The sequence below is a fragment of the Verrucomicrobiota bacterium JB022 genome, assembly GCA_030673845.1.
Taxonomy (GTDB): Bacteria; Verrucomicrobiota; Verrucomicrobiia; order Opitutales; family Oceanipulchritudinaceae; genus WOUP01.
In genome coordinates, this window is record JAUTCQ010000012.1 from 143972 (window position 1) to 166308 (window position 22337).

At 62.0% G+C, this 22337-nt stretch carries 15 protein-coding genes and 1 tRNA gene; 11 read left to right on the forward strand and 5 right to left on the reverse strand.

Annotation, left to right across the window (positions count from 1 at the left end):
* Positions 1-193 precede the first annotated feature (193 nt).
* The 6 genes from Q7P63_07565 to Q7P63_07590 all read left to right on the forward strand — a co-directional run bounded on the left by Q7P63_07565 (position 194) and on the right by Q7P63_07590 (position 9928).
* On the forward strand, positions 194-1399 hold the full coding sequence (locus tag Q7P63_07565; GenBank protein MDP0499945.1) for a Gfo/Idh/MocA family oxidoreductase: 1206 nt from the start codon (positions 194-196) through the stop codon (positions 1397-1399).
* Positions 1396-1710 (forward strand): L-rhamnose mutarotase, encoded by a 315-nt coding sequence (gene rhaM / locus Q7P63_07570; protein ID MDP0499946.1) that lies wholly within the window; start codon positions 1396-1398, stop codon positions 1708-1710. The genes Q7P63_07565 and rhaM overlap by 4 nt, the downstream gene beginning before the upstream one ends.
* A gap of 44 nt (positions 1711-1754) precedes the next feature.
* Positions 1755-4469 (forward strand): twin-arginine translocation signal domain-containing protein, encoded by a 2715-nt coding sequence (locus Q7P63_07575; GenBank protein MDP0499947.1) that lies wholly within the window; start codon positions 1755-1757, stop codon positions 4467-4469.
* A 44-nt stretch (positions 4470-4513) separates the two neighbouring features.
* Entirely contained in the window at positions 4514-6958 is a 2445-nt protein-coding gene (locus tag Q7P63_07580; GenBank protein ID MDP0499948.1) for a sodium/solute symporter, read from the forward strand.
* 8 nt (positions 6959-6966) lie between these two features.
* Positions 6967-8286 (forward strand): rhamnogalacturonan acetylesterase, encoded by a 1320-nt coding sequence (locus tag Q7P63_07585; GenBank protein MDP0499949.1) that lies wholly within the window; start codon positions 6967-6969, stop codon positions 8284-8286.
* Positions 8287-8350: 64 nt separating this feature from the next.
* A complete protein-coding gene (locus Q7P63_07590) occupies positions 8351-9928 on the forward strand; it encodes an alpha-N-arabinofuranosidase (GenBank protein MDP0499950.1) in 1578 nt (525 codons plus the stop codon).
* A gap of 79 nt (positions 9929-10007) precedes the next feature.
* On the opposite strand, the gene Q7P63_07595 is transcribed toward Q7P63_07590, so the two are convergent.
* A complete protein-coding gene (locus tag Q7P63_07595) occupies positions 10008-11081 on the reverse strand; it encodes a PKD domain-containing protein (GenBank protein ID MDP0499951.1) in 1074 nt (357 codons plus the stop codon).
* On the reverse strand, positions 11078-11683 hold the full coding sequence (locus Q7P63_07600; GenBank protein MDP0499952.1) for a DUF6250 domain-containing protein: 606 nt from the start codon (positions 11681-11683) through the stop codon (positions 11078-11080). Before Q7P63_07600 ends, Q7P63_07595 begins: the two co-directional genes overlap by 4 nt.
* Positions 11684-11895: 212 nt before the next feature.
* On the opposite strand from Q7P63_07600, the gene Q7P63_07605 reads away from it, so the two are divergent.
* Positions 11896-13953: a beta-galactosidase gene (locus Q7P63_07605; protein ID MDP0499953.1), complete on the forward strand. Its 2058-nt coding sequence runs from the start codon at positions 11896-11898 to the stop codon at positions 13951-13953.
* Between the two features lie 294 nt (positions 13954-14247).
* On the opposite strand, the gene Q7P63_07610 is transcribed toward Q7P63_07605, so the two are convergent.
* From Q7P63_07610 to Q7P63_07620, 3 genes are all read right to left on the reverse strand, one after another.
* Positions 14248-14700 (reverse strand): flavodoxin family protein, encoded by a 453-nt coding sequence (locus Q7P63_07610; protein ID MDP0499954.1) that lies wholly within the window; start codon positions 14698-14700, stop codon positions 14248-14250.
* A 17-nt stretch (positions 14701-14717) separates the two neighbouring features.
* On the reverse strand, positions 14718-15563 hold the full coding sequence (locus Q7P63_07615; protein MDP0499955.1) for a hypothetical protein: 846 nt from the start codon (positions 15561-15563) through the stop codon (positions 14718-14720).
* Between the two features lie 216 nt (positions 15564-15779).
* Positions 15780-15854: transfer RNA gene (locus Q7P63_07620), tRNA-Cys, on the reverse strand.
* Between the two features lie 127 nt (positions 15855-15981).
* Between Q7P63_07620 and Q7P63_07625 the strand changes: the two genes are divergently transcribed.
* From Q7P63_07625 to Q7P63_07640, 4 genes are all read left to right on the forward strand, one after another.
* Positions 15982-16764, forward strand: coding sequence for a ParA family protein (locus Q7P63_07625; GenBank protein MDP0499956.1), 783 nt, complete (start codon positions 15982-15984; stop codon positions 16762-16764).
* 2 nt (positions 16765-16766) lie between these two features.
* Entirely contained in the window at positions 16767-17480 is a 714-nt protein-coding gene (rnc, locus tag Q7P63_07630; GenBank protein MDP0499957.1) for a ribonuclease III, read from the forward strand.
* 114 nt (positions 17481-17594) lie between these two features.
* Positions 17595-20990, forward strand: a complete 3396-nt coding sequence (gene mfd / locus Q7P63_07635; protein ID MDP0499958.1) for a transcription-repair coupling factor — start codon at positions 17595-17597, stop codon at positions 20988-20990.
* Positions 20991-21040: 50 nt separating this feature from the next.
* Positions 21041-21985, forward strand: coding sequence for a peptidyl-prolyl cis-trans isomerase (locus Q7P63_07640; GenBank protein MDP0499959.1), 945 nt, complete (start codon positions 21041-21043; stop codon positions 21983-21985).
* Positions 21986-22337 lie beyond the last annotated feature (352 nt).

The window sequence follows — 22337 nt, forward strand, 5'->3', positions numbered from 1 at the left end:
GGGGTAGAGAGCCGGGTTGAGGGTGATCTAAGGGGTATGTGGGGTAAGACGGCTCTGACTGTCAGATTTGACCCATATTGCCGCACTTGGCAAGCCGATTATTAATAAAACATAAGAAAAGCTTCGAAAGCCACTCCTTTCTACAAACCCCATCAACTAGATCGTCATTTACTGAAATGATGCGTGACGATCCATGCCTTTCATGCTTCCTCATTCTTTAAACGTGCCTCGTATCGCCTTGATTGGAGCGACGGGTTATGCGCAGATATACCTCGATCTTTTGCGCGAAGCCTATCGAGAACGGCGGGTGCAGATTGTAGCCGCAGCCATTATCGAGAGCCAGCAACATCTGGACTCGGTTCAGGAGCTGCGCTCCTGGGGTGCCACGATCTACCCTAGCTACGATTCGATGCTGGCGGCCGAGCGGGGCAAACTCGACCTGTGCCTCATCCCCACCGGTATTCAGTGGCATGCGCGCATGACGGTCGCCGCGCTGGAGGCAGGCTGCAATGTGTTGGTAGAGAAGCCCTTGGCCGGCGATCAATCCGATGGTGAGGCCATTATTGCCGCCGAGAAAGCCACTGGCAAATGGGTGGCGGTAGGCTTTCAGGATGTCTATTGCGACGAGGTCAAGTGGTTGAAACAAGAGCTGCTCAATGGAGCGATCGGGCGCGTAAAGTCGCTTCGCATGATCGGCATGTGGCCCCGCGCACGCGGCTATTTCAGTCGTAATAGTTGGGCCGGTCGTCTTTATGCAGACGGAGCTGCCACGATGGATTCTCCGTTGAACAACGCGTTCGCACATTTCGTAAACCTTTCCCTCTATTTTGCGGGTAGCAACATGCCCTACCCGGCCGAGGCAAAAATCCTGCATGCGGAGCTATTGCGCGCACACGACATTCAAAGCTTCGACACGGCGGTGGTGCAGGCGATCTCCGCTAATGATATACATTTCTGGTTCGGGGTCTCGCATGCGACAGCGATAAACCGCGAACCCGAGATTTATATCAATGGCGAAAAGGGCCATGCGCAGTGGTTCCACGACCGCAAGATCGTACTCGCACCGCAGGGGCAAGCCCCTACCGCGATCGAAAGTCCGGATTATGACAAGACGCGGCACCAGATGTTCGAAGCGGTGATGCAGCGCCTGCAGGATGGCGAAACGGCTGTCTACCGCCCGATCATGGCGCTACCCCACACGTCGTTCATTACCGACCTGCACCGCGATTATGCGATCCAAAGCTTTTCGCCGGAAGAATTTAGCTGGAATGCCGGCGAGGCCGCCGAGTCGATCCCTTGCGTGCATGGCATTGAGCAGGCGCTCGACATTGCCATGAAACAGCGCGCCACGCTGCAAAGCGTCCGCCCCTACCACCTCACCGAAGTCGCCGCATCATGATCCGCAAATCTTTCGTAATGAGCGTCAACACAGGCTGCGAAGCCGAGTATGAGCATCGCCACAACCCGATCTGGGATGAACTGGCGGCGACCCTCAAGGCCCACGGCGCGCACAATTACTCGATCTTCCTCCACCCGGAGACCCGCCAGCTCTTCGGTTATGTGGAGGTCGAGAGTGAGGAGCGCTGGAACGCGATCGCGCAGACCGAGATCTGCCAGCGATGGTGGCGCCATATGGCCGATGTCATGCCGTCCAACCCGGACCACAGCCCGGTTTCCGTCGAATTGAAAGAGGTCTTCCACCTCAGTTAGTCTTTCCGCTACTCCCCTTCCCCAACCCCACTCTTCCCCTCTTCATGAAGCACGTTTCTCGCCGAGATTTCGTCAAGTTCAGCGCCGTGGGCGCCGCTGCCGCCTGGCAGTTGGCCCATGCCCTCAATGCCCAGAACACGACCGCACGCCCCATCCGCAAATTTTCGACCGGCGGCCCAACCCGCGTCCAATGGCTGGAAGCCCAGCCCAAGCTGCACGCCGGCACCACCTGGGGCCTGGCCTGGCCGCGTGGGCAACATCGCCCCGATGCTTCTTTTGCGGTGAAAGGAGACTCCGGCCAAGCCGTGCCGGTGCAGACCTGGCCGACCGCTTATTGGCCCGACGGTTCGGTGAAGTGGACGGCGCACGCGATCCCAGGCGGCGACAAGCCGGCCAGCGAATACTCGGTGACGGCAGGTGCTTCCGCGGCCCCCAAACAGCCCGTAAAGGCGTCCCGCAGTGGCGACGGCGTGGTGCTGGACAATGGACTGGTGCGCTGCGTAATCCCGCTGAAGGGCGACGCCTTTATCTCGGTGCTCGAGCGCGGAGGCCAAGCCGTGGCCCGCGATGGGCATCTAGTCGGCATGGTGCAGGATTCCGCCGAAATCGGGACGACCGTCCAGTCGTTTCGCGGCAAGACCCAGAGCGTCGAGATCGAGCAGGATGGGCCCGTGCGCGCGGTGGTGAAGATCGCAGGCCAGCATGTGACCGACGATGGTCGCAGCTGGCTGCCTTACGTCTTGCGCGTTTACCTCTACGCTGGAGCCGAAGCCATCCGTGTGGCCCATACGTTCGTCTTCGATGGCGACGAGGAGAAGGACTTTTTGCGCGGGCTGGGCGTCCGCTTTGCCGTGCCGATGCGCGACGAGGCTTATGACCGGCACATCCGCTTTGCCGGAGAAGGCAAGGGCCTTTGGGCCGAGGCCGTGCAGGGCATCACCGGGCTGCGTCGCGACCCGGGCGAAGCCGTGCGCCAGGCCCAGATCGACGGCAAGAAACTTCCTCCGCTCAGCGAATGGGCCGAGACGGTGAGCAGCCGCCTGCATTTTGTGCCCAAGTGGGGCGACTTTACCCTCAGCCAGTTGACAGCCAACGGCTTCCAGATCCGCAAGCGCACGCAGGCCGGCTATGGCTGGATCGATGCCGATCAGGGCCACCGGGCAGCCGGGCTCGCCTACATCGGCGGCGCCAGCGGCGGCCTCGCCTTTGGTATGCGCGACTTTTGGCAGCTGCATCCGGTGCAGCTCGATGTGCGCGACGCCGAGACGGAACTGGCCCAAGCCACCGTTTGGATGTATTCGCCCGAAGCCCCGCCGATGGACATCCGCTTTTACCACAGCGGCGAGGGTCAGGAGAGCTATGAGGCGCAGCTCGATGCCCTCAACATCACCTACGAGGACTACGAGCCGGGCTTCGGCACGCCCCACGGGGTCGCCCGCACGACGGATTTGATGTTCTGGGCCTTGCCCGCCACCCCGAGCCGCGAACGCTTGGTGGAGATGGCCGGGGCCACCCAACTGCCGCCCGTGCTGGTGGCGCGACCGGAGGACTACCTGAAGGCGGAAGTATTCGGCGCGCTCTGGAGCCTGCCCGACCGTTCGAGCCCCGCCAAGGCCAAGATCGAGGACCGCCTGGAGTGGTCGGTCGATTATTACAAGGGCCAGATCGACCAGCGCCACTGGTATGGCTTCTGGAACTACGGCGACGTGATGCACACCTACGATCACGATCGGCATGTGTGGCGCTACGACATCGGCGGCTACGCGTGGGACAACTCCGAGCTGTCGCCCGACTTGTGGCTCTGGTATTCGTTCCTGCGCAGCGGGCGGGCCGAAACCTTCCGCATCGCCGAAGCGATGACGCGCCACAACCGCGACGTGGACATCTACCACCTGGGGCGCTTCCAAGGCTTTGGCACCCGCCACAATGTGCAGCACTGGGGTTGCAGCGCCAAGCAGCTGCGCATCAGCACGGCCGCCTACCGCCGCTTCCACTATTTCCTGACCGGCGACGAACGCACAGGCGATGTGCTCGAAGAAGTGGCCCAGGCCGACCGCGCGCTCGCCGGGCTCAAGGCCACGCGCAAGCTGCCCAACCAAATGCCCACGCCTCCCGGGGTGGATGCCTTTATCGGGGTCGGCACCGACTGGGGCTCGGCCGCAGCCAATTGGCTGACAGCTCTGGAGCGCACGCAGGATGAAAAATACCGCGTGTGGCTGGAGGATACGATGCGCACGATCGGCAGCATCTCCATCGGCTTCTTCAACGGCGGCTACGGCTTTAACGTGGAGTCGAAAGAGCTGATCCCGCCGGACGACATCAAGGTGGGCGTCTCGCACCTTTCTGCCGTGTTTGGGCTCACCGAGATGTGTGCGGAGCTGATCCAGCTCTTCGACGTGCCGGAGTTCAAGGAGGCGTGGCTGCAATACTGCACGCTTTACAATGCCTCCGGCGAAGAGCAGCAGGAGGCCCTCGGCACTTCGCTCCGCGGCACAAGCCTGCGCGTAGCCCATTCGCGCCTGACTGCCTACGCCGCCAAGCTGAAGAACGACCCCGAGCTGGGCGCACGGGCCTGGAAAGAGTTTTACGCCCATGAATGGGGCCCGCGCCCCACCATCGAGACGCGCCGACTGACCGGGCCCGCCGTGCTCAACCCCATAGACGAAGCGGCCTGGGTCTCGACTAACGACAGCGCCCAGTGGGGCCTCGCCGCGATCCAGAACCTGGCCTTGGTGCCAGACGCTCTGCCGCGTAGCTAAAGCCTCGCTACCGTTCTTCCCCTTCCTTACCCTTACCCGATCCGATGTCACCCCGACTATTTCCTTTGCTGCTCACCCTGCTGCTGGGCTGGTGCCTACCCTCCGCCACCCACGCCCAGGCCAATATCGAGACGCAGCCGTCCTTTGCCTACACCGATTTGCCGGCCCCTCCCGTAGGGCTGGAGGAGTTCTACCTCGGGCAGGCAGGGGGCTCGCTCTTGCTGGCAGGGGGGCGCAACCCGGAGACGGGGCAGCCTTCGGATACCATTTACCGCTGGGACGGTGGGGAAAACGAATGGTCCTCCGCCGGCACCTTGCCTCAGCCTCTGGCCGGTGGAGCCTCGATTAGCGCGGCAGGTGGCTTGATCGTCGTCGGAGGCAACAGCGACGGCACCGCGCAATCGAGCGTGCTGAAGCTGACCCCCACTGCGAACGCGGTAGAGATTACCGACCTGCCTCCCTTGCCGCAGCCCCTCGAAAACCCGGGCGCGACGCTCTTGGCCGGCAGGCTTTATGTGGCAGGCAGCGCGGGCGGGCAAAACTACTTCCTGTCCCTCGATCCTGCTGCGCCGGGCGCCGGCTGGCAGACGCTGCCGGCATGGTCGGGCGCTCCGCGTTCCGGGCCGCTGCTGGCGACTTCGCTCGACGGGATCTACCTCTTCGGCGGTGTGGCCGAGGGCCAACCGGTCAGAGACGCCCACGTCTACACCCAGCTGCGCGGCTGGCGCGAGGCAACGCCGCCACCGTTCTGGGCGGGCAGCGCGGCAGCCCTGCCCTTCGGTGAATCGCACATCTTCGTGTTCCCTGGGCGCAACGAAACCGGCAATGCCGACGGCAATATCCTGGCTTACCACACCTATACGGACACCTGGATCACGGTGGACCGCTGGCCCGACCACCCGCCGCTCTACCCGCGCGCTACGTTTTTCAACGGTCAACCGGTGCTCGTGTCGGAGCTGTCGATGCGGAGTATCGAGGTGCTGCCGCTCGAGACCAATTACGGCTGGCTCGACCACATCGTGGTGGCGATCTACCTGCTTGGCATGATCGGCATGGGCCTCTACTTCGTGCGCAAGGAGAAGGATACGAAGGACTACTTCCGTGGTGGCCAGAGCATCCCGTGGTGGGCCACCGGCATGAGCCTCTTTGCCACTGCCGCCAGCGCGATCAGCCTCATGGCGATGCCGGGCAAGTCTTACGCGACCGATTGGACGTATTTCGCGATCAGCATCTGCTCGGTTATCTGCCTGCCGCTTTCGATCTACTTCCTCGCCCCCGTGGTGCGAAAGCTGAACATCGCCACCGCGTTCGAATATCTGGAGCTGCGCTTTGGAGTCGTTGCGCGGATCGTGGGCAGCGTGATCTTTATCGTGAATCAGGTGCTGGCGCGCATGGGGCCGATCATGTTGCTGCCCTCCATCGCCATGGCCGCCATCACCGGGATCGAAGTCACCACCTGGATCTTGGTCATCGGCGTGGTCACGACGCTTTACACTTTCTTTGGCGGCCTGAAGGCCGTGATCTGGACGGATACGGTGCAGGGCCTCGTGATGCTGGTGACGGTATTCGGCTGCCTCATCCTGATCCTGTTCAAGCTCGACATGCCTTTCGACCAGATGTGGACGGTGCTGCAGGAAAACAACAAGCTGCACACCTTCGACTGGGAGTGGGATACGACCTACCCGACGATCTGGATGGTGTTCATCGGCACGATCTTCATCACGCTCTACGGCATCGGCGACCAGAACTACGTGCAGCGCGTGCAAGCCACTCCTACCCTCAAGGATGCGAAGAAGGCCATCGCGACCCAGATGGCCGTGGCGGTGCCGATCAACTTCCTGCTCTTCGCCCTGGGCACGGCGCTCTACATCTTTTACCGCGCGCACCCGGAGCAGCTGAACCCGGTGATGAAGACCGACGGCGTCTACCCGCTCTTTGCGGCGCAACACCTACCGCCGGGCGTCTCCGGCCTTGTCATCGCCGCGCTGCTGGCCGCCTCGATGTCCACGATTTCCAGCGCGATTTGCAGCGTGGCCAACCTGGGGGTCGACGACTTCTTCCGCCGCTTCAAGAGCGATGCGACCGAAAAGCAGGCCCTCCTGCTCGGTCGAGTGCTGACGGCGGTGATCGGCTGCCTCGGCATTGGTGCGGGCCTCTTCCTCGCGCACTCCGATACCCCTTCGGTCTGGGATATCGCCCTGCTGATCACGGGCCTGATTACCAACGGCATCGTGGGCTTCTACGCGCTCGGCCTGCTGACGCGCCGCGCCAACGAGATCGGTGCACTGGTGGGCATCGTGGCGGGCATGATCGTGATCTACTGGATCCAGAAGAATACGGACATGACTTTCTGGCTGTATCAGCCGATCGGGTCGGCGGTCACCTTTACGGTGGGCTACCTCGTCAGCATGTGCACGCCTACCCCACCCCAACGCGCAGCGGGGCTGACGATCTACGAGCTGCGCCGCCAGCACGCCAGCCCCGAGTGATCCGCGCCATGCGTCTACCCTCGTTGACTTCTCTTGCCTTGCTGGCGGCCTGCACCGCCTCGGCCCAGCAGTTCGACTTCGGCAACCCTCGGGCAGAAGCCCCGCAGATCGGAGTCGCGGCTCCGCAGCCCTATGAAAGCGCCACCGGCTACGGGCTGCTCTTTCAACAAGACCTGAGCACCCAGGAGGCAGAGACCGGCACGGCAGGGTTTGAATCGGCCTGGCCATGGGCCTTTGGCGTCAAGCTGCCGGGCGGGAACTACCGGGTCTCCGTGCAGCTGCGCAATGCGAGCGAAGAGGATCAGATGGTGACGATCAAGGCCGAGGCCCGTCGATTGATGGTCCACGGTCTCCAGGTGCCTGCTGGGAAGCAGATCGAGACGGAGTTCACGGTGCACATTCATGACGACAGCCTCGCCTCCGGCGGCAAAGTGCAGCTCAACGACCGCGAGATCGGGCATTGGAACTGGAACGACCGGCTGGAGCTGGAGTTCGCGGCACCGGGCGTAGCCGTCGACCACCTAACGATTGAACCTGCGGAAGGCGCTCCCACCGTATACCTCGCGGGCGATTCCACCGTCACCGATCAGGCTCAGGAGCCTTGGGCCGGCTGGGGGCAGATGATGCCCGTCTTTTTCAAGGAACATGTGGCGGTGGCCAATTACGCAGAATCGGGCGAGACGCTGAAGCAGTTCCGCGCCGAGCATCGCCTGCAGAAGATCCTCGAACAGATCCAGCCGGGTGACTACCTGTTGCTCCAGTTTGGCCACAACGACATGAAGGAGAAGGGCGAAGGCATCGGCCCGTTCCAGAGCTACGCCGACGACTTGCGCGCGTTCATCCGCGCCGCGCGGGCCAAAGGTGCTCTGCCGGTGCTCGTCACCTCGATGAAGCGCCGCCACTTCGATGAAGAGGGCAAGCTGAAGCCGACCTTGGGCGACTACCCGGAGGCGATGCGGCAAGTAGCTGAAGAGATGCAGGTGCCGCTGATCGACCTCAACGCGATGAGCGCCCAGCTCTACTATGCCTGGGGCGGCGTCGACGGCTCGACCATCGGTTTCGTCCACTACCCCGCCGGCACTTTTCCCGGGCAGGACAAGGACCTGAAGGACGACACGCACTTCAATACCTATGGCGGCTATCAGCTTGCACGCTGTGTCGTATTAGGAATCCAAAAACAGGTTCCGGGCTTGCAAGATTGGTTGCGACGAGACATCGTCCCGTTCGATCCGGCTCGGCCTGAGCCGGTCGGTGAGGTCGCGATTCCGTCCAGCCCCCTTGGGCCCTACATGACCGACCCCACCCAGACAGTGTTTGGTTCATATTAGTGCTGCGTTCTAGAGAAGTCAGGATCCCCGCCCCATCTTCACACGCTCAACACACCCCAACAACATGAACCTAAGATCCGATCTTGGCAGCTTAATCGGCTCGGCTGCACTGTGCCTTGCCACCTCAACCCTGCTGGGCCAGACCGCGCCCAAGTCCACCGCAGATCTGCGTATTGATACAACGCAGACAGAAGCCCACATCCACCCGGAGGTCTACGGCCACTTCGCCGAGCACCTCGGGCGCTGTATCTATGAAGGCATCTGGGTAGGCGAAGACTCCTCCATCCCCAACACCCGCGGCATCCGCAACGACGTGGTTGCCGCCTTGAAAGACCTCGAAATCCCCGTGCTGCGTTGGCCGGGTGGCTGCTTCGCCGACGAATATCACTGGAAAGACGGCATCGGCCCGCGCGAAGAACGCCCGGCCATGATCAATACCCACTGGGGCGCGGTGGTGGAGAACAACCACTTTGGCACCCACGAATTCATGGACCTCTGCGAGATGATCGGCACCGACGCCTACGTCTCCGGCAATGTCGGCAGCGGCACCGTGCAGGAAATGATGGAGTGGGTCGAATACATGACCTCCGACGCCGACTCGCCGATGGCCAACCTGCGCCGTGAAAATGGCCGCGACAAGCCTTGGGAGCTGAAATATTTTGGCGTGGGCAACGAAAGCTGGGGCTGCGGCGGCAACATGCGCCCAGAGTTCTACGCCGACATCTACCGCCAGTACAACACCTACGTGAAGAACTACTCGGGCAACAAGGTCTACCGCATCGCCTGCGGCGCCAATGGCTCGGACTACAACTGGACGAGCGTGCTGATGGAGCGTGCGGCCCGTTATATGGACGGCCTCTCGGTGCACTACTACACGCTGCCCACCGGCAACTGGCAGAAGAAGGGGCCGGCCACTGGCTTTGACGAGAAGCAGTATATCGACACCCTCGTGAATGCGCTGCACATCGACGAGGTGATCGGCAACCACGCCGCCGTGATGGACGAGTTCGACAAGGAAAAGCGCGTAGGCATGATCGTCGACGAGTGGGGCATCTGGACGGATGCCGAGCCAGGCACCAACCCGGGCTTCCTCTACCAGCAAAATTCGATGCGCGATGCGATCATCGCCGGCCTGCACTTCAACATCTTCCACACCTACGCCGATCGCATCCGTATGGCCAACATCGCGCAGACCGTCAACGTGCTGCAGGCGATGATCCTCACGGACAAGGAAAAGATGATCAAGACCCCTACCTACTGGGTCTTCCACATGTATAAGGAGCACCAGGGCAACGACGTGCTGCCGCTCCAACTGATGACGGGCAACTACAAGGTGGGCGACGTCTCGATCCCGCAAGTATCGGCTACCGCCAGCCGCGACCCGGAAACCGGCGCGATTTACATCTCGCTCGTCAACTGCGATACCAAGAAGGGCAGCCAGATCAACTGCGCGCTTGAAGGCCTGACCGGCAAGACGATTGGCAGCGCCCGCGTGCTGACCGCCAGTGCCGCCGACGCCCATAACACCTTCGACCAGCCCGACGCCGTCGCGGCCAAGGACTTCAAAGGGGCCAAGCTCAATGGCGATCGCCTGCAACTCGATCTGCCGCCCCTCTCGGTGGTGACGGTCGAGATCCGCTAGCTCTGGCAGATTTCTCCCAAAACGAAAGCTCCACTGCTTGCGCGGTGGAGCTTTTTTCGTGGCAAGAGGAGCCGCGCCGCTATGGCAGCATCACTTCCCACACTTTGGAGAGCGTGGAGCTACCGTCTGGGCCTTTGACCGTCAGCACCGTCACGAAGTTGCCCGGCTCCTGGTATTGGTGAACGGGGTGCTGCTCGGAGGAAGTCTCGCCGTCGCCAAAGTCCCAGTGCCACGAGGTAACGTTGCCCGCCGATTCGTCGACAAAGGCCACCACGCGGCGGTCGCGGTCGACGATTTGGGCCGACCATTGGGCATCGAGTTTCGGAGCCAGCTCGGGCTCCAGCGGCATGAGGCGAAAAGCCACCAGCTGGGAGGCCTGGCCATACATGGTGTGGGTGCGGGACAGGTTCCAGAAGCCGTTATTGCGGGGGCTGTCGGCGTCGTCGTAGTCAATGATTGCCCAGCTCAGGCCGATCAAAGTATCCTCGACCAGCTTGCTCGGCACGGAGGCTTCCGGCCCTTCCGGAGAGGCGTAATCGAAGGGCGTGATCCAGAACTCCAGCGTCAGCTTGCCGGACTCCCCGGGCTCGAAGTCGTAACTGTAGGCGGCGTTGGCAAAAGGCAGCCGCTTGAGCCATTGGGCTGGGCCCCAATACATGGCCCAATCTTTCTCCCGCGCGGGGGTGAAAATGTGGTAATTCTGCGCGTGGGCCCCTTGCATGCGGTAAAACGCTTCCGAATCGCTCACCACGTCGGCATTTTCGCGGAAGCGGCTGATGAGGGTGCCGCCGGAAAGGTCGGCATCGACCACAATCTCGAAGGTGTCGTTTTTCAGGCCCCGGCCGCCAAAGTCCCAGTAGTCGTCGTAGGCTTCGTAGAGGAAATACAGGCGGTTGAGGCCCTTGACCCACGCTACGCGCACGGAGACGTCGAGGTTTTGCGGATCGGCCTTCTCGTGCTTGCCAGAGTCTTCCCACAGCTCGTCGGTGCCTACGATATAGCGCGCCGGGACCTGCGCCCAGTCGCTCGGATCGCCGTCGATCCGGGGAATCGCGTTGGCCGGGAACTGATAGATCGGGAATTCCTCCCCGGGGCGGTCGAGCGCCAGCAGCGGAGCGGCCAAGGCCAGGGGTAACAAGGAGGCGGTCTTCATTCGGGGCGAGTGATGCGGATGTTTTCGATCTCGAGGCGGCTGAGCACGGTACGGAAGCCAAACCAGCCTTCGGTCAGCGGCTCGTCGTCCACGTAGTCAAAGATCAGCTCGCCATCGCGGTAATACTGCGCCCGGCCATCGGCGGCGACGAGGCGGATGCGGTAGGTGCGGTCGGGCTCCAGCATATACTCGGGTGCGCTCAGGTCGTGCTCGGGCAGCAGCGGGCGCTTGCCGGTGCCGGTGTAACGGCGGAAGCGCGTGGTGCTGTTGTAGTTGCCGCCGTAGCCCACGTAGTAGGTCCGCAGGCCATCGTAGGAGGCAAAGCTGCCGTCGCGCGTGTGCTCCTCGGCGAAGAGGTTGTCCGGATGATCAGGATCGCTGGCCATCCAGAAGCAGTTGAGATCGGAGACGCGAGCCTGCGACGAGGGCGTCACCTCATACTCGATCTGGACGGGAGCCTGCAGCCTTTCGGCAAGCCAAACGGTGCAGCCGCCTTCGTCGGCAATGACGAGCTTGCCGTCTTGGACAAAAATCTGGCCGCCGGGTTGCTGCTCGACGACCCAGGCAGAGAGATCGCCGTCGAAGTCGTCTTGAAATACCATCGTCTCATCGGGGGTTGAGTTCGCGGCGGGGCCACAGCCGACCAGCACGCCCAACGCAGTAAGCGCTGCTATTCTGGGGATCATACCGTCTGATTAACCCGCAGTTGGCTACGTTGCGAGGCCAGTAAGACTTTACAGTCAGAAGGAACCCCGACATTCGTGGTGCTCGGCACCCACGATACTGAAATCTCACTTCTTAGCCTGTCTATTCCATGATCTTGCCCAAGCTCTCGGACGCCATTGCCTATGGCGGCGACTACAACCCTGAACAGTGGACCGAAGACGTCTGGCTCGAAGATATGCGCCTGATGGTCGAAGCCGGGGTCAACCTCATCAGCGTAGGGATCTTCTCCTGGTCGCGCATCCAGCCGGACGAAGATACCTTTGATTTTGCGTGGCTCGACCGCGTGCTTGACCTGATGGCGGAGCACAAGATCGGCGCCTGCCTCGCCACGGCCACGGCCTCCCCGCCCCCGTGGCTCTCCCGCAAATATCCGGACGTGCTGCCGGTGACGGACGAGGGGGTGCAGCTCTACCCCGGCTCGCGCCAGCATTATTCGCCCAGCAGCCCCAGCTATCGCCGCACCGCCGCCAACCTCGTGCGCAAGCTGGCCGAACGTTACCGGGACCACCCGGCACTCGCGGCCTGGCACATCAACAACGAATATGCTTGCCACATGCCCGAGTGCCACAGCGAGTGGTCGACGGTGGCCTTTCGCGAATGGCTGCGAGCCCGCTACGGCACGATCGAGGCGCTGAACGAAGCGTGGGGCTGCGCATTCTGGAGCCAGCTGTATTCGGCGTGGGATCAGATCTTTACGCCGCGCAAGGCTCCCTATTCGCCTAACCCGGCCCAACAGCTCGACTTCAAGCGCTTCACCAGCGACGCCTTCCTCGATCTGCTGCTGATGGAAAAGGCCATCGTGAAGGAGGTGACGCCGGATGTCCCCGTGAACACCAACTTCATGAGCTTCTTCAAGCCGTTGGACTACCAGCGTTGGGCGCAGGAACTCGATTTTACCTCTTGGGACAGCTACCCCGACCCAGTGGACGAAGAGGCCGGACGCGAGACCGCTGCCATCGGGCACGACCTCACCCGTTCGCTCAAGCCGGGCAAGCCTTTCGTGCTGATGGAGCAAGCCAGCTCGGCCGTCAACTGGCGCCCTACCAACATGCCGAAGCGCCCGGGGCTGATGCGCCTCTGGAGCCTGCAGAGCGTGGCGCGCGGTGCCGATGGGGTGATGTTTTTCCAATGGCGTGCCTCCAAGGCGGGCGCGGAAAAATACCACAGCGCGATGCTTCAGCATTGCGGGGCGGAAAAAAGCCGCGTCTTCAAGGAAGTCAAAGCCCTTGGGGCGGAGCTGAAGCGCCTGCATGAGCTGGCGGGCTCGACCGTCCACCCGCGCGTGGCAATCGCCTTCGACTGGCATTCGTGGTGGGCACTGGAGCTGGATGCCCGGCCCGGCCGAATCGACCTGATCCCCTACGTGCAGTCGTTTCACCACTGGTTTTACCAGCAGAACATCGCGGTCGACTTTGTCCACCCAGGGGCCGATCTCTCGTCTTACCAGTTGGTTGTCGCGCCGGCCTTGTATCTGCTGAAAGCGGAAGACGCGAAAAATCTGGAGCAATTCGTCGAGCGCGGGGGCAGTCTGCTCACCACCTATTTCAGCGGGATCGTCGATGAAAACGACCGGATCGAGCTGGGCGGCTACCCTGCGCACCTCCGCAAAATGCTGGGAATCTGGGTGGAGGAATGGTGCCCCTACCCCGCCGACCGCTTTAATACCATCTCCTTCACTGCCGATGTCCATGCCGCCGTGGCCGACGATTCGGGCTTCGAGCTCCTGAGCCTCGAAACAGCCCGCTGCAGCCATTGGTGCGACATTCTGCACCTGGAGGGTGCCAAGCCGCTGGCCACTTTTGGGCGCGATTTCTTCGAGGGCCGCCCGGCACTCACGCAGCACAACTTCGGCAAAGGCCACGCCTATTACTTGGCCACCCGGCCCGACGAAGCAGGGCTCGACCTCGTACTGCGCGCGGTGACTCAGCAGGCACAGGTCGAACCTGTGCTCAAGACCCCCAGCGGCATCGAAGCCACCCTGCGCGAGAAAAACGGCAAGGGCTACCTCTGCCTGCTCAACCATACCGACACCAACCAGATCGTGTCGCTGCACGGGCTGGAAGGGCGCGACCTGATCAATCAGCGCGTCGTGGCCAAAAAGCTGAATCTGGCCCCGCTCGACGTGCGTTTCATCGCGTTGGATTGAGGCCGCCTTACATGCGAACAAAGAAAAATGCCGTCGATTGCTCGACGGCATTTTTGATATCTTCACAATTGAGAATGGCTCCTTTCACAGAGACCATTCACAATCCCCAGTGCTTGTTATTCTATCCCCTATAACTTAGTGCTGTAAACTCGTTTCCCAAAAGGTTGTCTCGGTATTGCGATAGTGAATCATAAGCATACCTGCCCCTTGTGCAAAGCGTGCTCATTCTGACCGTAGGAATCTTGAAACCTTTTTGAAAAACCGGGGACTAACGCCGCCTAGCGGCAATCAAGCCTAGGGACGGAGCGCAGGTGCCAAGTCTTGCAGCACCGCCTTGGCCCAACGGTCAAAATCGTCGTCAAAATCCACGTCGGCCTCCACGCGCGCCCGGCTGCGAACCGCCCCACACTGGGCCAGCCGCTCATCCAGCGCACGCGCAAAGGCGTTGAACTCGGCGTAGCCACTGTCGCCCAGGCCGAAGACGCCGTAACGTAATTGCGTGAGGTCGATGGCGGTTGACTCCAGCTCTTCCCAGAAGTCGAACGCTTCATCCGGCGGCTCCCCATCGCCCCAGGTCGAAACGATGAAAAAGGCTTCGGCGTGGTCTCGCAGTTCCTTGGGCTTTACGTTGGCCAAGTCGATGGCCTTGCTCGACACACCCGCCTTGTTCAGCCGCTTTTCCAACTGTTGCGCCAGATCTTCGGCATTGCCGGTGACAGTCGCGTAATAAATGGGAAGTATTTGCATGTTAAAAGTGGAGATTTTTATACCGCGTGGTCGTGAAGGGCCTTGTGGAGAAGCGTTTGCCAGATGATCCGCGAGCGCACGCCCTCTGCCGGGCCGACTTCGGCCAGCACCGTCGCCCCCGGCCCCACTGCCAGCAGCCACTCATCGCCCTGACGCTCCTCGATGGCAAAGGCACGCACCCCGCCCAGCCCGAGCACAAAGCCGCAGTCGTCGCCCCGCACGGTGAGTTGAAAATCGTCGAATTCGACGGAATCGGGCACCAGACTGCGGATAAGCGACGCCTCCGCCGTTCGCATGGCCAAAGCCAACGGCTCCTCCAGGTCCGCATACGCAAGCAGTAGCTGGATCAGGCCGTTGCAATGCAGGCTCACCATGCCCGCCGCGTCCGACAGCACCGGATGGTCGGGGCCTGCGGCCTCAACAGGCGCCGGCTCGTCCTCGGGCAGTAGCGCCAATGGAGCCAGCACGCCCGCCCAGCCTTGGGCCTGGATCGAAGCCGGGGGACAAAATTGCAGGTATTCCTGACCCGCCGTATTGAAAACGCAAAGGCGGCCCGGAGAATCGCAGCAGCTGCAGACCTCCAGCTTGGCCCACGCGTGCCCTCCTGCATCGGCCTTCCACTTCAAGGGCGAGAGATCGAGCGGCAGGCAGGGTTCGCTCGCCCTCACCCGGGCAGACATCCGCGCATAGGCGTGGCGTATCTGGATGCAAACCGATGGCATCGCCGCGAGCGATTCCAGCACCTGCGGCCAGTCCGTGACGATCGGGATGCGCCCGTCTTCGGTCGTATGAAAGCAATATCGCAGTCGCGAGGCCGGAGCGGTGGGAAAGGTAACGGGAGAAGCGCCGTAAAATCTGCTCATGAGTCACAGTATCAATATTGAGCGTTTTGCGGTCAACAGTTTTTGTCCATTAATGCCACCAGCCTAGATCAAGATGTAGGCCCGCGCTCAATCCCTGGAGCCTGCGACAGGCCGCCTATAGACCGCCTTCCGTCAGAACCCCCTGTGACAGGTACATAAAAAAAACGCCCAACATGGCGTCTTCAGAAGCTCCTCCACCGGAGAGGCTTAAGCAACTGGAGGCGCGGGGCGGAATCGAACCGCCGAATAGAGGATTTGCAGTCCCCGGCCTTACCACTTGGCTACCGCGCCAGTTGCGCTGACAATGAATATTGCCGAACGAAAGAGGAAACAGTGTTGAGTATTTCATTGCTCGTCAACTCAATATTCGCACTTTTCAAGCTAGACTTGATCGGCCCTCGTCTCGAAGATCGCGGCCATGTCTGCTCAGGTATTGGCGATTGCAAACCAGAAAGGCGGGGTCGGGAAAACGACCACCGCCGTCAACCTCGCGGCCTCGCTCGCCGAAGCGAAGGTCCCCACCCTGCTGATCGATATGGACCCGCAGGGGAACGCCACGAGCATGCTCGGCTTTGAGCGGGTGGAAGGTGGCAGCCTGTACGGTCCGCTCAATGGCGAGGGCGAGGCGTTGGACAAGGTGATCGAGACCGGCCGCAAGGGCCTTTGGCTGATCCCGGCCGAAGTCGACCTCGCCGCGTTGGAGACCGAGATGTCGCGCCGCGAGAATTACCTCCGCCAGATGCAGCGCGTGCTGCAGCCTTTGCGCGAGCGCGATCCCTTCCACCTCGGCATTATCGTGATCGACTGCCCGCCCGCGCTGGGCCTGATCTCGATGAACTGCCTGGGCGCGGCCGACAGCCTGCTCGTGACCTTGCAGACGGAATACCTCGCGATGGAGGGCCTGGGCCAGATCCTGAGTGTGTTCGACCAACTGCGCAACGCAGGGGTAAACGACCACCTGCAGCTCGCCGGCGTGCTGATGACGATGTATGACAAGCGCATGCGCCTGAGCCAGGAAGTGGTGGCACAAGTGCGCGAGCACCTGCCCGACAAGGTTTTCAATACCATGATCCCCCGCTCGGTGCGCCTCGCCGAAGCCCCCAGCCACGGCAAGACGATCCTGGAATACGATCGCTGGAACCCGGGCGCGCGTGCTTACAAGAAGCTCGCGAAAGAGTTGATCGACATGTATTCGCTCTAATCATGCCCGACAACGCACTGGCGGATTTCGAAAGCCGCATCGGCTATCATTTTCAGGACCGCAGCCTGCTCGAGCGCGCGCTGACCCACCCGTCCTACATCCAACAAAACCCCGATGAGGGCGAAAACAATCAGCGCCTCGAGTTTTTGGGCGATGCCGTGCTTTCGCTCATGCTGGCGGAGAAGCTCTACGCCATCCTGCCACGCAAGCGCGAGGGCATCCTGACCCGTAACCGGGCGGCACTGGCCAAGGGCGCACATCTTTCGATCCTCGCCCGCCAGATCGGCTTGCCCGAATTCCTGCGCCTGAGCGATGCGGAAGTCTCCAATGGGGGCCGCGACCGCAACTCGATCCTCGAAGACGCCTTCGAGGCGGTGATTGGCGCGATCTACCTTGACAGCGATTTCGAAACCGCGCGCCGGATCGTGCTTCCCTGGTATGGTGACATCCAATCGACCGTCGAAGGTTTGCTGGACACGCATAACCCCAAGGGCCGCCTGCAGGAGCTATTGCAGCCCCATTTGGGCAACAGCGCGATCCGCTACGAGGTGGTCGGCACGGTGGGCCCGGATCACGCCAAGCAGTTTGAAGCGCGCGTCGTCGTCAACGAAGAGGAATGGGGGCGCGGCCTCGGCACCAGCAAGAAGGCCGCCGAAGAAGAGGCCGCCCGCAAGGCCCTGCCCCGCGCGGAAGGCTTTGGAGCAGAGGGGGAGTAGTTCCCCCGCAAGCCGAAACCGTCCTGCATCTCCGCTTGCGATCTGGTGGAAACGTGCACATAGTATCACCTTTTGCCGATGAAGCGCGTTCGCCTGCCTGATGATCGACCTCAGATGCGTTTTCTGGGAGTCGCCCCGGAAGCCGCACCTTGGGTGACGGAACTCTGGCGGCAGGAGCAAAAGGGCCCGGTTACGATCATCCAGGTCAAGAACGGAGCGGAGGCAGAGCGTTGGGCGGCTTTGCTCGAAACGTTGCAGGGCTTGGCCTTTACGGGCGACCAGCGCGCCGAGATCTGGCTATTGCCGCCGCCCCCCGATTTCGACACCGAGCAGACGCGCAATGCGGAGGGTCAGCTTGATCGGGTGGCCGTTTTTACGCGACTGCAGGAGCTGCAGGCCGATCCGAAACGGGCACGCCCCTTGGTTGTGTTGACGACCCCGCCGGCGCTGCTGGCCCCTGCCCCTCCGTTGCGCCAGATGCAGCAGCAGAGCATCCGGCTGCGCACCGGCGAAGAGTTCGGCTTTCAAGAGCTGCAGCGCCAGTTGACGGAGGTGCTGGACTACGATTTTGAGCCGGTGTGCGAACACCCGGGGCAATACGCAGTGCGCGGCGGCTTGATCGACGTCTACCCGCTGAACGAGACGCAGCCGATACGGATCGACTTCTTTGGCGACGAGATCGACAGCCTGCGCACGTTTGACCCGACGTCTCAGCGGACGATCGACACGCGGCAGGAGGTGGTGATCGCCCCGCGCACGAGCCTGCCCGAGCCGGAGGAGAGCGACGGCAGCACGATCTTCGACTACCTGCCGGACGCGGTGGGCTGGGTTTTTGCCGAGCCCGACCGCCTGATCGACACGCACACCGCAGCTTTCGAGACGTTTGAAAACCTGCGCAACCCCAAGCCGCACATGGGCTGGGCCTGGGAGCGTCGCGAAAAGACGCGCGATACTTACCTGGGCGTGACCGAGTTTGACGAGATCGAGCATGTGCTGGCGCTGGGGGGGCCGCGAACCCCGCTCAAGGCCACCAGCCTGGAGCCTTACCGGGTCCACGCGCTCGACAGTTCGGTAGGTCAAGAGCGGGTGCAGGCCGAGCAGGATTCGCGCAACCGCTTTCTGGAGCAGCTTTTGCAATGGCAGCAGGCGGGAGAAACGGTGTGGCTGCTCGCCCCCACCGACGCCGACCAGAAGCGCTGGGAGGAGATCATTGCCGAAACGCCCGGCCTCAAGGATTTCAAGCCCCTCTACCAGCGCGGCGACATTGCCAAGGGCTTTCGCTGGGAGCTGGGAAAGCAGGCCCAGCCACTCGCCAAGAGCCTGCCAGACTTGAAGAAGCGCCCGGGCTGGGTCGTCGTGGGCGCGAGCGATCTCTTTTCGCGACGGCAGGCTCCTCCACGCCGCAGCAAGCAACGCAAGCTGCTCCAGCGCCGCCCCATCGACCAGATGCTCGACTTCAGCGAGTTGGCCGATGGCGACGTGCTCGTCCACCTCGCGCACGGCATCTGCCTTTACCGTGGGCTGCGCAAGATGGACATCAAGGGACGCGAAGAGGAGGTCATCTCGCTGGAATTTGCGGACAAGCTGACGCTCCACCTGCCGCTCCAGGAGTCGCACCTGCTTACCCGCTATGTCGGCCTGACCAAATCGCACCCCAAGCTGGCCAAGCTGGGCGGCAACACTTGGGAAAAGAGCCGCCGCGCCGCCGAAAAGGCGACCGTCGATTTTGCCGCACAGCTCATCCAACTGCAGGCCGAACGTGAGCAGGGCGAGGGCTTTGCCTGCCTGCCCGACACCGAGTGGCAGCGCGAATTCGAGGGCGCCTTCCCTCACCGGGAAACCAACGACCAACTGCGCTCGATCGACGATGCCAAGCGCGACATGGAAAAGCCGCACCCGATGGATCGCCTGCTGTGCGGCGATGTGGGCTTTGGCAAGACCGAGGTGGCGATGCGCGCGGCGTTCAAGGCGGTGATGAGCGGCAAGCAGGTGGCCGTGCTCGTGCCCACGACCATTCTGGCCCAGCAGCACTACAATACGTTCCGCGAGCGCATGGCGGACTTTCCGGTCACGATCGAGATGATCAGCCGTTTCCGCCAGAAGAAGCAGCAAGACAAGATCCTCGAAGAGGTCGCGGGGGGGAAGATCGACATCCTCATCGGCACGCACCGGCTGTTGACCGGCGACGTTGAATTCAAGGACCTGGGCCTGCTGGTGATCGACGAAGAGCACCGCTTTGGCGTGCGCCACAAGGAGAAGCTGAAGCAGTTCAAAACCCAGGTGGACGTATTTGCGATGAGCGCGACGCCCATCCCTCGCACGCTCTACCTCGCGCTGATGGGCGTGCGCGACCTCAGCGTGATCGAGACGCCGCCGGCGGACCGCCTGCCGGTGCAGACCATCGTCAAGGGCTACGACGTCAACCTCGTGAAAAAGGCGATCACGGAGGAACTCGACCGGGGCGGTCAGGTCTTTTACTTGCACAACCGCGTGCAGACGATCGAAGCCGTGGCGGCCAAGATCGAGGAGTTGGTGCCGCAGGCCCGCGTAGGCGTCGGCCACGGCCAGATGCCCGAAGCGATGCTCGAGCGCGTGATGACGAAGTTTGTGGCGGGCGAATACGATGTGCTCGTCTGCACCACGATCATCGAAAACGGCCTCGATATCCCCAACTGCAATACGATGATCATCGAGGGGGCCGACCGCTTCGGGCTGTCGCAGCTTTACCAGTTGCGGGGGCGCGTGGGGCGCTACCACCGGCAGGCCTATGCCTATTTGCTGCTGCACCGGCACGCGCGCATGCTCGACATCGCACGCAAGCGGCTCGCAGCGATGCGCCAATACACCCAACTGGGGGCCGGCTTCAAGATCGCCATGCGCGACCTGGAGCTGCGGGGGGCGGGCAATCTGCTCGGCGCCCAGCAAAGCGGCCATATCGCCAGCGTAGGCTTCGAGCTGTATTGCCAGCTGCTGCGCCAGAGCATTGGCCGGCTGCGGGGCGAATCGGTGGCGCGGCATATCCGGGCCTCCGTCGCGCTCGACTTCGTGCGTCAGGGCACAGGCGGGCCCGATAGCCGCTCGCTCAAGCCGATAGACATTCTCGACGAGGCCGAAAACGCCACGGGCCGGCAGGTGTCGGTGGTGGAGGCTTATTTGCCGGCAGAGTATGTCAACGAGGCGCGTTTGCGGATCGACCTTTATCGCCGCCTCGCCCTCGCGGTGGAGCCCAAGGAAGTCGACGCGATCGAGGCCGAGTTGCAGGATCGTTTTGGCCCCCTGCCCTCGCCTGCGCACTTCCTCGTAGTCGTCACCCGCTTGCGCACGTTGGCCGAAGCGCACGGTTTTGCCAGTGTCGAGACCGATGGGGATCGCCTGAAGCTGCTGCGCGCCACAGGAAAGCGCGACGACTACGTAAAAGTCGGACCCCGGTTTCCCCGCTTGACCCGAGCGGAGCCACTCCTAAGGTTACGCGAGATTGAACAATACCTCAAAAGAGTGGGTCAAACTTGACAGCTATGGCATTTAATTTTCGGCGACCGGCCATCCTGAGCATCCTCCTGATGGCACCCCTATTCCTTGCGGCACAAAAAGCTCACAACATCTGGGACCCGCCCTACAAGCAGGGCATCGCCGCCGAAGTCGAAGGTGAGATCATCACGTTCGAAGACCTCCGGCGCGAAATGGGCCCGCTGATCCCGCGTATTCGCGAATCTTCGCGCAACCGTCAGGAATTCAACCAGAAGATGGAGAACCTCTACTTCGAGGTGCTGCAAAACCTGATCGACCGCGTGCTCATCGTGGAAGAATTCAAGGACAAGGAGTATAACATGCCTCCGTCCTACGTCGAAAACGAGTACGAGCGCATCATCACGGAAGACTTTGGCGGCGACCGCGCTCGCTTCCTCGAATACCTCAAGGAGCAGGGCCAGAACGCCCGCGAGTTCCGCAGCGAGCTGAAGGACAATATCATCGTCTCGGCCATGCGTGGTGAAAAGCGCAAGAGCCAGAGCCAGGTGAGCCCCGAGCGCATCGAAGCTTTTTACAACGAAAACAAGGTCGCGTTTTACCAGGAAGAGTCCCTCAAGCTGCGCATCATCATGCTGCGCCCGCTGGCCGACGAAAACCCCGACCTGATGCAGCAATCCGTCGAGAAAGTCCAGGCCGAGCTGGAGAAGGGCCGTTCCTTTGCCGAAGTGGCCCGCCAGTTCAGCCAGGACTCGCGCCGCGAATCCGGCGGAGACTGGGGCTGGCTGAAGCGCACCGACCTGAAGGACGAGCTGGCCCGCGTCGCCTTCGAGCTGCAGCCCGGCGAATACAGCGACCCGGTCAAGATCGCCAACCAGACCTTTATCCTCTTTGTCGAAGACTACCGCGAGGAGGGCATCCTACCCTTGGCGGAAGTGCGCGACCGGATCGAGGAGATCCTCGCCGGCCAGCTTGCCCGGCAGGCTCAGGACGCGTGGCTCGACCGTCTGCGTCGCGACGCCTTCGTGCGCTACTATTAAAGCAGCAGTCGCAACCGTTTTTATCAAAAAGCCCCGCTCTTCATCAGGCGGGGCTTTTTTGTCTTCAGGAGGCAGAAACGGCGCAACGCTGCGGCCAGTGATGGACGATCACCGGATCGATGGGGGCTGACCGATGTGAGATCGCGCATTCCCTCCACCACCTGTTGCGAGACTTCCTGCTCGCCATAGGTGGTGTCGTGGAAGAGCGTCTGATGGGGCGAGCGAGAGAGCGATATATTCCCGGAGTAGGATCCGGTTCATCCTGAACACATTCGGAGGTTTAGCGAAAAGGGTGGTAGGGGTGCAACCTCGGCAGATTGCGATTGCACGCCTCCCGGGCTGGGCCATGTTA

Excerpts from the sequence above, each read along its gene's own strand:
- Q7P63_07565 (MDP0499945.1), top strand. The coding sequence starts at position 194 with ATGCCTTTCATGCTTCCTCATTCTTTAAACGTGCCTCGTATCGCCTTG.
- rhaM (MDP0499946.1), top strand. The coding sequence starts at position 1,396 with ATGATCCGCAAATCTTTCGTAATGAGCGTCAACACAGGCTGCGAAGCC.
- Q7P63_07575 (MDP0499947.1), top strand. The coding sequence starts at position 1,755 with ATGAAGCACGTTTCTCGCCGAGATTTCGTCAAGTTCAGCGCCGTGGGC.
- Q7P63_07580 (MDP0499948.1), top strand. The coding sequence starts at position 4,514 with ATGTCACCCCGACTATTTCCTTTGCTGCTCACCCTGCTGCTGGGCTGG.
- Q7P63_07585 (MDP0499949.1), top strand. The coding sequence starts at position 6,967 with ATGCGTCTACCCTCGTTGACTTCTCTTGCCTTGCTGGCGGCCTGCACC.
- Q7P63_07590 (MDP0499950.1), top strand. The coding sequence starts at position 8,351 with ATGAACCTAAGATCCGATCTTGGCAGCTTAATCGGCTCGGCTGCACTG.
- Q7P63_07595 (MDP0499951.1), bottom strand. The coding sequence starts at position 11,081 with ATGAAGACCGCCTCCTTGTTACCCCTGGCCTTGGCCGCTCCGCTGCTG.
- Q7P63_07600 (MDP0499952.1), bottom strand. The coding sequence starts at position 11,683 with ATGGTATTTCAAGACGACTTCGACGGCGATCTCTCTGCCTGGGTCGTC.
- Q7P63_07605 (MDP0499953.1), top strand. The coding sequence starts at position 11,896 with ATGATCTTGCCCAAGCTCTCGGACGCCATTGCCTATGGCGGCGACTAC.
- Q7P63_07610 (MDP0499954.1), bottom strand. The coding sequence starts at position 14,700 with ATGCAAATACTTCCCATTTATTACGCGACTGTCACCGGCAATGCCGAA.
- Q7P63_07615 (MDP0499955.1), bottom strand. The coding sequence starts at position 15,563 with ATGAGCAGATTTTACGGCGCTTCTCCCGTTACCTTTCCCACCGCTCCG.
- Q7P63_07625 (MDP0499956.1), top strand. The coding sequence starts at position 15,982 with ATGTCTGCTCAGGTATTGGCGATTGCAAACCAGAAAGGCGGGGTCGGG.
- rnc (MDP0499957.1), top strand. The coding sequence starts at position 16,767 with ATGCCCGACAACGCACTGGCGGATTTCGAAAGCCGCATCGGCTATCAT.
- mfd (MDP0499958.1), top strand. The coding sequence starts at position 17,595 with ATGCGTTTTCTGGGAGTCGCCCCGGAAGCCGCACCTTGGGTGACGGAA.
- Q7P63_07640 (MDP0499959.1), top strand. The coding sequence starts at position 21,041 with ATGGCACCCCTATTCCTTGCGGCACAAAAAGCTCACAACATCTGGGAC.